General features: G+C 65.3%; 10 protein-coding genes. 3 read left to right on the top strand and 7 right to left on the bottom strand.

The window, feature by feature from the left end; genetic code table 11:
• Positions 1 to 33: 33 nt before the first annotated feature.
• From J3S28_RS03580 to J3S28_RS03560, 5 genes are all read right to left on the bottom strand, one after another.
• Positions 34 to 1212 carry an MCE family protein gene (locus J3S28_RS03580; RefSeq protein ID WP_207837621.1) on the bottom strand — a complete coding sequence of 393 codons (1179 nt, stop codon included), beginning with the start codon at positions 1210 to 1212 and terminating at the stop codon, positions 34 to 36.
• 4 nt (positions 1213 to 1216) lie between these two features.
• On the bottom strand, positions 1217 to 2068 hold the full coding sequence (locus tag J3S28_RS03575) for an MlaE family ABC transporter permease (protein ID WP_207837618.1): 852 nt from the start codon (positions 2066 to 2068) through the stop codon (positions 1217 to 1219).
• A gap of 3 nt (positions 2069 to 2071) precedes the next feature.
• The gene (locus J3S28_RS03570) at positions 2072 to 2836 is read right to left on the bottom strand and encodes an MlaE family ABC transporter permease (protein ID WP_207837617.1); all 765 of its coding nucleotides are present in this window, start codon (positions 2834 to 2836) and stop codon (positions 2072 to 2074) included.
• Between the two features lie 269 nt (positions 2837 to 3105).
• Complete coding sequence (locus tag J3S28_RS03565; protein WP_207837615.1) at positions 3106 to 4011, bottom strand: 3-oxoacyl-ACP reductase; 906 nt, start codon at positions 4009 to 4011, stop codon at positions 3106 to 3108.
• A gap of 159 nt (positions 4012 to 4170) precedes the next feature.
• Complete coding sequence (locus J3S28_RS03560; RefSeq protein WP_207837613.1) at positions 4171 to 4362, bottom strand: ferredoxin; 192 nt, start codon at positions 4360 to 4362, stop codon at positions 4171 to 4173.
• A gap of 139 nt (positions 4363 to 4501) precedes the next feature.
• On the opposite strand from J3S28_RS03560, the gene J3S28_RS03555 reads away from it, so the two are divergent.
• From J3S28_RS03555 to J3S28_RS03545, 3 genes are read left to right on the top strand one after another with little or no spacing between them, the layout of a single operon-like run.
• Positions 4502 to 5689, top strand: coding sequence for an acyl-CoA dehydrogenase family protein (locus J3S28_RS03555; RefSeq protein WP_084837220.1), 1188 nt, complete (start codon positions 4502 to 4504; stop codon positions 5687 to 5689).
• A gap of 24 nt (positions 5690 to 5713) precedes the next feature.
• Positions 5714 to 6850 carry an acyl-CoA dehydrogenase family protein gene (locus J3S28_RS03550; RefSeq protein ID WP_207837611.1) on the top strand — a complete coding sequence of 379 codons (1137 nt, stop codon included), beginning with the start codon at positions 5714 to 5716 and terminating at the stop codon, positions 6848 to 6850.
• A 3-nt stretch (positions 6851 to 6853) separates the two neighbouring features.
• Positions 6854 to 8419: a long-chain-fatty-acid--CoA ligase gene (locus J3S28_RS03545; protein WP_207837608.1), complete on the top strand. Its 1566-nt coding sequence runs from the start codon at positions 6854 to 6856 to the stop codon at positions 8417 to 8419.
• Positions 8420 to 8510: 91 nt separating this feature from the next.
• On the opposite strand, the gene J3S28_RS03540 is transcribed toward J3S28_RS03545, so the two are convergent.
• Both J3S28_RS03540 and J3S28_RS03535 read right to left on the bottom strand, forming a co-directional pair.
• Positions 8511 to 9380 carry an SDR family oxidoreductase gene (locus J3S28_RS03540; RefSeq protein WP_207837606.1) on the bottom strand — a complete coding sequence of 290 codons (870 nt, stop codon included), beginning with the start codon at positions 9378 to 9380 and terminating at the stop codon, positions 8511 to 8513.
• A gap of 7 nt (positions 9381 to 9387) precedes the next feature.
• Positions 9388 to 10182 (bottom strand): enoyl-CoA hydratase, encoded by a 795-nt coding sequence (locus J3S28_RS03535; protein ID WP_207837604.1) that lies wholly within the window; start codon positions 10180 to 10182, stop codon positions 9388 to 9390.
• Positions 10183 to 10194: the final 12 nt, after the last annotated feature.

Here is a 10194-nt window from a genome sequence, read left to right as displayed (position 1 = left end):
CCTCCGTTCGCATGTTGATCGTCATCCTGGTTCTCATCCCCGCGGCGCAGGCCCGAACATGACCTGGAACAGCTTGGTCGGGTCGGCTTTCGGGGTGGTCCGTGGCTGGTACGGGTACGCGGCATTGTCGCCGACGTAGAAGTCGGTGTGAACAGCCGAGTCCGGATCGCTCAGGCCGTCCTGGCACGTCGGTGGTCCGTCGACGTTCACACGCGGCAGGTCTTCGGGATACCTGTACGGTTCTTTACCCGGGAGCAGGCCTGCGTTGAGGGCCACGTATCCGGTCTCGATACCGAAGACCGGCAAGGCTTTCTGGCCGGCGGCCGCCGTCGATTCGATGAAGCACGCAAGCCCCGGGGACTGGTAGCCGAGCAATCGCGCAGTCGGGTTCAGGTTCGCGAGCGTGGAGATGATGTCGGCCTTCGACGGCGCGATCACCCCGTTGATCGTGTCCGCCATGCCGGTGACGTTCATCAGGAGTGCGTCGAGATCGGACGCATTGTCCACCAGCGTGTTTCCGGTGAAGGTGAAGTTGTCGACGACATTGAGCAGATCCGGCATCACGTCGGCGTAGACGTTGGTGAACTCCGCGCCCGCCTCGATGTCTCGGCTCAGCGCATCCAGATGCGGATTGGTCTTACGCAGCAGATCCGACAGGTCGGCGAAGCCCTGGCCGATCTGCTCACCGCGTCCGGACAGCGCGGTGTCGATGGCACCGATCGTCGCGTTGAGCTTTTCCGGCTGCACCTCGGCGAGCACGTCGACGAGCCGCTGGTAGATGGTGTTCAGCTCCACCACGACGTCTTCGGTCTCGATCGTCGAACCACCGGAGAGCCGAGCCTTCGACGGGTTGTCAGGTATCTCCAGGTTGACCGACTTCGCGCCGAACACGGTGTTGGACTTGATGTCCGCACGCACATTCGCCGGGATGTACTTCAACTGGTCCGGGTTCATGTCCAGCTTCAGCGTGACCCCGTCGGCCGATTCGCTGATGTCGCCGACCCGGCCGACCACGACACCTCGCAGGCGAACCTTGGCATCGGGGTTCATCACGAGACCGGCCCGATCCGCGGTCAGCGTCACCGGCACCGTGGACTGGAAACTGCCGAGGAACTGCAATGCAGCGAGCGCGCACACTGCGACGAGGGAGGCCACCATGACGGTGGCAGCCAATTTCTTGGCCCAACTGGGACGTTCGATTGTCTGTGCCATGGCCCTACCCCGAGAGGTTGAACTTTCCGTCGACGCCATAGATCGCCAGCGATGTCAGCAGCGTGATCACGACGACGACGACCAGGGAGGCCCGCACCGCGTTACCGACGGCGATCCCGACCCCGACGGGTCCGCCGGACGCGTTGAACCCGTAGTAGGTGTGGATCATCATGACGGCCACGGCCATACAGATCGCCTGCACGAAGGACCACAGGATGTCGGTGGAGATGAGGAACGTCGAAAAGTAGTGGTCGTAGACACCCGAGGACTGCCCGTACAAGAACACAGTCGCGAACCGGCTCGCCAGGAACGAGGCAACCGACGCCAGCGAGTAGAGCGGGATGATCGCGATCAGGCCCGCGACGATGCGGGTACTGACCAGGTACGGGATGGACGCGATCGACATGACCTCGAGCGCGTCGATCTCCTCGCTGACGCGCATTGCACCCAACTGTGCCGTCGCTCCGGCGCCGATTGTCGCGGCCAGGCCGATGCCGGCGATCACCGGAACGGCGATGCGGACGTTGATGAAGGCAGAGAAGAATCCGGTCAGGGCCTCGACACCGATGTTGGACAGCGAACTGTAGCCCTGGACCGCGATGGTGCCGCCGGTGAACAGCGTCAAGAAGCCGACCACGACGACGGTGCCGCCGATGAGCGCGAGCGCACCCGAGCCCATCGAGATCTCGGCGATCAGCCGCAGGGTCTCTTTTTTGTACGCACGAAGCGCTCGCGGGATGGCAACGAGGCTGTCCCAGTAGAAGAACGCTTGGTCGCCGATACGGTTCCAACCGCCACTGGCCCGTTTGAACGCCACACGTGTGGAGCGTAGTCGGACCGTGTGAGGGAGAATCATCGCTTACCCCGCCGTCGCTTTGAGGCCGACCGCGGTCACGACCACATTCACGACGAACAGCGCCATGAACGAGTAGACGACGGTCTCGTTGACGGCGTCGCCAACCCCCTTGGCACCGCCCGCGACGTGGAGGCCGCGGTAGCAACCGACCAGCCCGGCGGCGAGACCGAACAGCGCGGCCTTGACCATCGAGATCATGAGCTCGGGGAATCCGGTCAGCAGGGTCAGGTTGGCGATGAAGGCGCCTGGATTCACGTCTTGCAGGTAGACGGAGAAGACAAAGCCGCCGCCGATACCGATGGTGCAGACCAGGCTGTTGAGGAGGATGGCGACCACGGTCGAGGCGATGACGCGAGGCACGACCAGCCGATGGATGGGGTCGATGCCGAGGACCTCGAGCGCGTCGATCTCTTCGCGGATCGTCCGGGCTCCGAGATCGGCACAGATCGCGGTCGCGCCTGCACCGGCGACGATCAGGACGGTGACGATCGGGCCGATCTGCGTGATGGTGCCCAGGGCGGCGCCCGCGCCAGAGAGGTCCTGGGCCCCGAGCTCACGCAGGAGGATGTTGAGGGTGAAGCTCACCAGGACCGTGAACGGGATCGCGACGAGCACGGTGGGAACCATCGACACGCGGGCGATCGCCCACGACTGCTCGATGGTCTCACGCCACTGGAACGGCGGCCGGAAGAGTTCGCGAGCAGTGCTGACGCTCATGGCGACGAAGTCGCCGACCCCCTCGAACGGGACAGCCAGTCTGCGGTTCACCAACTCTCCTTCAACTGACGCAATTCCCGGATCGATCGAAGCTGCTCGATCATAACGTGTTCTAGTTCTGATATCGACGGTTCTCGACACTTACGAGCAGGAAAGTTCCGCCTTCCGACGCTTGCCCGACGCCATTCAACTGAAACATGTTCCACCGCTCGAGATACCTACGGAACCGGTGCTGCGAGCCAGCAGATGATCGCGAACTTATCACACGTCCAGTTCACATAATCCGCGATTCATCGGCACTCCCCGGACCATAAGTGGACCTATGCAAAAAGGGCTTTACCTGCGGAAAAAGTCTGCTCCGGGTCTCGGCCGACGAAGTACTCGGAGAGTGTCTTCGTCAGGTCGCTCCGGTCCCAGGCGTCCTGTGTGGAAACGAAGCTCTGCTCCACCGTCGGCGCCGCCATCAAGGTCACCTTCGGGCCGTAGACGACGAACACCTGACCGTTGACACCGTCAGAGTCGGGACCTGCCAGGAACTGCACCAGGGTGACCACGTGATCGGTCGACAACGGGTCCACGGCGCCGTCGGGTGCGTCTCCGAAGGTGCCTTCCGTCATCGCCGTGCGGGCGCGTGGGCAGATCGCATTCGAGCGCACCCCGTACGCCGCCAGTCCACGCGCGGCGGTCAGGGTCAGTGACGTGATCCCGGCCTTCGCCGCCCCGTAGTTGGCTTGGCCCACCGGTCCCGACAGGCCGGCCTCGCTCGAGGTGTTGATGAGCCGTCCGTACACGGGAGCCCCAGCCGCCTTCGATTGCGAGCGCCAGTACGCCCCGGCGTTACGGCTCATCAGGAAATGACCACGCAGGTGCACCCGGATGACGAGATCCCAGTCGTCGTCGGCCATGTTGAACAGCATCTTGTCGCGGACGAGGCCCGCGTTGTTCATCACGACATGCAGTCCGCCGAGCTCCTCGGTCGCCACCCGCATGATCTCCGTCGTGGTCGCGGAGTCCGAGATGTCGCCGGCAACCGGGACACCCACACCGCCCGCCGCCTTGATCTCGTCGAGGACGTCGCTGCGGTCGAGCGCAGCGGACAGGTCATTGACGACCACCGTCGCGCCGAGCGCGCCGAGACCGATCGCCTCGGCCCGGCCGAGTCCCGCACCGGCACCCGTCACGACCGCGACTTTCCCGCCGAGATCCCCACCTGCTGAATGGCTCACCACTGTCCTCCATCGAGTACTCGCCGGGAGTTCGGGCTCGGAATCCCGGCGGCTGTGAACCAAATGTAGAACGTGTTCTCGGTTTGAGACAACTATCGGCGAAAATCGATCACGAACCCACCGGCGCGCAGCACGCCCGCGCGCCGGGGTCGGGCCAGGTCAGTCTTCGATCGACAACGCCGATTTAGGGCAGCTGCCGACCACCTGGCGCATCTCCTCGCGGCGATCCTCCGAGACGTCGGATTCCAGAATGACCAGGTAGTCGTCGTCGTCGAGATCGAAAACATCCGGGGCCATGCCCACGCACACCCCGTTCGACTCGCAGAGATCGAAATCAGCTTTGATCTTCATCGGTTCAGATTCCTTCCATCGCAGTACCAGGCGGTGTCGCATGTTGACGAGCAACCAACTAACAGGTTAGAACGTGTTATAGAACTGCGCGACCGGGTCCCCGGTCTCAGCCTCACGCGCGGAGAAAGCAGGAGCCCCGATGCGAATTGCTTACACCGACCAGCAGCAGGAACTCCGGCGCGAACTCCGGTCTTACTTCTCCCAGTTGATCACGCCGGAGCGCCGCCTGGCCCTGTCTTCGACAAGTGGTGAATTCGGTGAGGGCAACGTCTACCGCGAGGTCGTGGCGCAGATGGGCCGCGACGGCTGGCTGGCTCTCGGCTGGCCGAAGGAGTATGGCGGCCAGGACCGCTCGATGATGGACCAGCTGATCTTCACCGACGAAGCCGCCATCGCGGGCGCACCGGTGCCCTTTTTGACGATCAACTCGGTGGCACCGACCATCATGCATTTCGGCACCGACGAGCAGAAGGCCAAGTACCTGCCCCGGATCGCGTCGGGTGACGTGCACTTCTCCATCGGTTATTCCGAACCCGGCGCCGGCACCGACCTCGCAGCCCTGCGGACAACCGCCGTCCGCGACGGGGACGACTTCGTGATCAACGGCCAGAAGATGTGGACCAGCCTCATCCAGTACGCCGACTACATCTGGCTCGCGGTCCGCACAGACCCCGAGGCCAAGAAACACAAGGGCATCTCCATGCTCATCGTCCCGACGGACGCCGAAGGCTTCTCGTACACGCCCGTCCATACGATGTCGGGGGTCGACACCAGTGCCACCTACTACCAGGACGTGCGGGTGCCCGCCGATTCCCTGGTGGGTGAACTGAACGGCGGATGGCCGCTGGTGACCAACCAGCTCAACAACGAGCGGGTGTCGCTGTGTAGCGCGGCCCCCATCCAGACCGCGCTGCGCGAGACCATCGAGTGGGCGCAGAACACCAAGGACGCGCGCGGCAATCGAGTCATCGACTCCGAGTGGGTCCAGATGAACCTCGCCAAGGTGCACGCGAAGGTCGAGTTCCTGAAGTTGATCAACTGGAACATCGCGTCGGAAGCGACTGGTGGGGGTTCCCCGTCCCCCGCCGACGCCTCCGCGACGAAGGTCTTCGGCACCGAGTTCGCCACCGAGGCCTACCGTCTGCTGATGGAGGTCCTCGGGCCCGCCGCGACCCTGCGGCAGGGCAGTGCAGGCACTCACCTGCGGGGCCGACTCGAACGTTTCCACCGCTCGTCTCTGATCCTCACCTTCGGTGGCGGCACCAACGAGATCCAGCGCGACATCATCGCCATGCTCGCCCTCGGCCAGCCCCCCGCCCGGCGCTGAGAGACAAGGGAAAGGGAACACATCATGGATTTCCATCGCAGCGAACAGACCACCGACCTCGCCGGGCTCACCCGCGACATCGTCAAGAAGCTCGTCACGACCGACCGCCTGGTGCAGTTGGAGCAGACCGGTGACGCCCCCGGCGCGAAACAGGGCGCTATCGACCGCGCACTCTGGTCGCAGTTGGCGGCCTCGGGCCTCCTCGGCCTCGAGGTCGCCGACGGCAGCGGTGGCGCCGGCCTCTCGGTGCTCGAAAATGTGGCGGTCGCAGAGGAATTGGGCCGCGCCGTCGCACTCGTCCCGTTCGGGCCGGTCGCCTTCGCCGCCGCTCCGGCGATAGCGGAGTTCGGTGCGCAGTCCCTGACCACACAGTGGCTCGGCCCCATCATCTCTGGCGAGAAAGTGATCACCGTGGGCCTCGACGAGGATCTCAACGACGATCCGCTCGCGCCGGTGACCACCGCGACCGCCGACGGCGAGGGCTGGGTGCTCTCGGGCGCGAAGATCAACGTGCCGTTCGGTGAGTTCTCCGACGCCGTCATCGTCAACGCGCAAGGCCCACACGGTGTGCTGGCACTGCTGGTCGGCACCGCCGATGCCGGGGTCACGATCACGCCTGCCCTGTCCACCGGCCAGGGACCGAGTGCCCTGGTGGAGTTCGACAGCGTCCGGGTGCCCACGGATCACGTGTTGGGCAGCGACGGTGAGCAGGTCGTCGGGTTCCTGAGGGACCGCATGACGCTCGCGCTGTGCGCCGAACAAACCGGGATCCTCGAACGGGCCCTGGAACTCACGGCCGACTACGGCCGCGAGCGCGAGCAGTTCGGCCGCGCGATCGGTTCGTTCCAAGCGGTCGCGCAACGGCTCGCCGACGCCTACATCGACGTCCGGGGGCTCAAGCTCACCACCCTGCAGGCCGCCTGGCTGCTCTCCGAACACCTCGATGCGACCACCGAGCTGGCGACCGCGAAGTTCTGGGCTGCCGACGCCGGTCACCGGGTCGCGCACACCGCGGTGCACGTACACGGAGGTGTCGGCATCGACGTCGACCATCCGGTGCACCGCTACTTCCTGCGGGCCAAGCAGAACGAGTTCAACCTCGGTTCGGCACCGTCCCAGCTGCGGCGCATCGGAGCCGCGCTCGCCGCCGAACCGGCCTGAGGAATGGCCCAGAACCCGACCACTGTCGCTGAACTCCTCGAGCCGCTGACGGACGTCACCGGAGCCGGGCTTCATTTCGAGGACGAATTCGTCTGCTGGCGGGACCATCTGCGGCTCTCGGCCTGCCGGGCCTCGGCGCTGCGTCGACTGGTCGATCTCGACAGGCCCCGTCACATGGCATTGCTTCTCGACAACATTCCCGAGTTCAGCTACCTGCTCGGCGCAGCCGTCCTGGGTGACCTCGTGGTCGTCGGACTCAACCCGACCAGGCGGGGCGCGGCGCTCGCCGGCGACATCGCCACCGCCGACTGCCAGATCGTCCTGGTGGAGGACGCCACCGCAGATCTGCTGGCCGGGGTCGACCTGCCGGGGGTGACAGTCTTGAACGTCGACCGGCCGGAGTGGGCCGAGCTGCTGGCGCCCCATTCCGGTCAACGTCCCCAGTTCGGCGCAATCGATCCAGATGCGCTCCTCATGCTGATCTTCACCTCCGGCACCAGCGGCGACCCAAAAGCCGTGCAGTGCAGTCACCGCAAGTTCGCGGCCAGCGGGGCGATGTTGTCCACCCGTTTCGGGCTAGGCCCCACCGACGTCGTCTACCTGTCGATGCCGATGTTCCATTCCAACGCGATCATCGCCGGCTGGATGGTCGCGGTCGCGGGTGGATCGTCGGTGGCTCTACGCCGAAAGTTCTCTGCCAGTGCGTTCTTCGACGACATCCGCCGGTTCGGGGCGACGTACGCGAACTACGTCGGCAAGCCCCTCTCGTACGTGCTGGCCACCCCGGGCAGACCCGACGACGCCGACAATCCCCTGCGCATCCTGTACGGCAACGAGGCCTCGGCAGCCGACATCGTTGCAGTGTCACAACGTTTCGACGTCCGGGTGGTCGACGGTTTCGGCTCCACGGAAGGTGGCGTCGCCATCGCCCGCACGCCGGACACTCCCCCGGATGCGCTCGGCCCACTGATGCCGCCGAACGAGATCCGGGATCCGGTCACCGGCAGGGTCTGCGCCACGGCACTGTTCGACGACCACGGCCGGCTTATCAATGCCGATGAGGCCGTCGGCGAGATCGTCAACAGTTCCGGAGGCGGCCTTTTCACCGGCTACTACCGCAATCCAGAGGCCGATGCCGAGCGCATGCGCGACGGGATCTACCACAGCGGCGACCTCGGGTACGTCGACGCGAACGGCTATGTGTATTTCGCGGGGCGTCTCGGTGATTGGGTCCGGGTGGACGGCGAGAACATGGGCACCGGGCCGATCGAACGAGTGCTGTTACGGCATCCCGCGATCGCGATGGCCGCTGTCTACGGAGTGCGGGCCGAGATCGGGGACGAACTCGCGGCCGCGTTGGTCGCGCCCGAATTGACCGCCGACGACCTCACCGAATTCCTCTCAGCTCAGCCCGATCTCGGACCGAAACAGTGGCCGAGCCGGGTGCGGGTGGTCACCGACCTACCCCGCACGGACACGTTCAAGATCCTCAAACGCACCCTCGCGTCCGACGACGCACCACCGACCTGGATCCGCGCTGAGCGCACCCTGCAATACGTCACCCCCTGATCGCCTCCCGCCCTCCGGAAATGGGTCGTTTTGGCGACGCCCACCTGGGCTTTTGTTCGCCAAAGGGACCCATTATCGGGGAGGCCGGGAGTCAGCTGCGGGTGACCCGGTCTAGGTATTTGGCTCGCTGCTCGCGGTCGAACTCCATGAACATGGTGTCGAAGCCGAAACGCTTACCGTAGATGTTCTTGAGGAACCGCGGCGTCACCATCCAACCGAGCACCGACATGCTCTGTCGCGGGATGACGACCCGGTCGCGGTTGGTCTCGATCGTCTGAACGATCTGGCGCGCGACGTCGTCGGGCTCGATCGGCGGCATGATGGCCGTCGTCTGCAACCCGTCGATCAGGCCCGTCTTGGTGAAGTTCGGCATCACTGCGAGCACCCTGACGCCCGCCGGACTCATCTCGCCGTCGAGAGCCTCGGAGAACGCGATGACACCGGCTTTGGCCGCGCTGTAGATGCTCAGCCCCGGCAACGGCACCAGACCGGCCACCGACGACACGTTCACGATCTGACCCGCTCCCCGCTCGACCATGCGCCGGGCCACGAGTTTGCTGCCCCGGACGACACCGAGCAGGTCGATCTCGAAGTTGCGGGCGATCACCGCGTCCGGGAAGTCGAGAAACGGTCCGGTGGGCATGATTCCGGCGTTGTTGATCAGGACATCGATGGGGCCGACCTCAGTGTGCACGCGGTCGAGAAACTCTTCGAACGATTCCTCACTCGTGACATCCAGCGGGTACCCCTCGCAACCCAGGTTGGCGGCGGCCTTCGCGACGACCTCGTCATCGATGTCCCCGAGAACCACCCTGGCGCCCCGCTGCTGCAGCAACTCCGCGGTGGCGAGTCCGATCCCCCGCCCACCCCCGGTGATCACAACCACCTTGTCTCGCACCGTGATCGCCTGGCCTCTGCGCTTGCGCGCCGATATCCGCGCCGTGGTATCCGACCTGCTCATCGCATCCTCACTTCATCTGCTTGCGGCCACGGTCCATGACCTTCTCCCGCGCGGCTGCGACCTGCGACGGATCGAAGGCCGCCATCCAGGCCTCGGAATGTGCTGCTTCGGTGTCCAATTCGGGACCAAGACCGTGCTGTTGCGCTTCACGGTACGAGGTCAGCAGCGCTCTGACAGCGCGTTGGTTGTTGCCTCCGATGTCGGCCGCCAGCGCCAAGGCGCTCGGCAGCAGTTCTGCGTGGCCGACCACTTCGGTGACCAAGCCGACGCGCAGCGCCGTCTCGGCATCAACGAAATTGCCGCTCAAGCTCATCCGGCGGGCGAATCCCCAGCCGACGGCTGCGGGTAGCCGTCCGGTCAGCCCCCAGGCGGGCACCATGGCGACGCGAGCGTGGGTGTCGGCGAAGCGGGCCTTGTCCGAGGCGATGAGGATGTCGCAGGCCAGGGCCAATTCCAATCCGCCGGTGACCGTCGCGCCGTTGATCGCACCGATGATCGGCTTGCTCAGCGGTACCCAGGGAAATCCGGTGGGGACGCCGGGGACATTGACGTCGTCCCAGCCACCCTCACTACCCAGCATTCGCAGATCGACACCGGCACAGAACGCGGGGTCGGCGCCGGTCAACACCACGGCGCCGACGCTGTCGTCGGCATCCGCGGAGGCGAGCGCCTCCCGCAACTGCACGATCAGGGTGCCGGTCAACGCGTTCCGGGCATCGGGCCGGTTGAGGGTGACCACCGCCGTGGCGCCGGCCTCGGTCGGGACCCGCTCGGACAGCACCAGATCGACGCCCTCGGACATGGTCCTACCTCC

This window comes from Williamsia soli, from assembly GCF_017377795.1.
Classification (GTDB): domain Bacteria; phylum Actinomycetota; class Actinomycetes; order Mycobacteriales; family Mycobacteriaceae; genus Williamsia; species Williamsia soli.
Note: the sequence above shows the minus strand (reverse complement) of the source record. Positions and strands in the feature narration are given on the sequence as shown.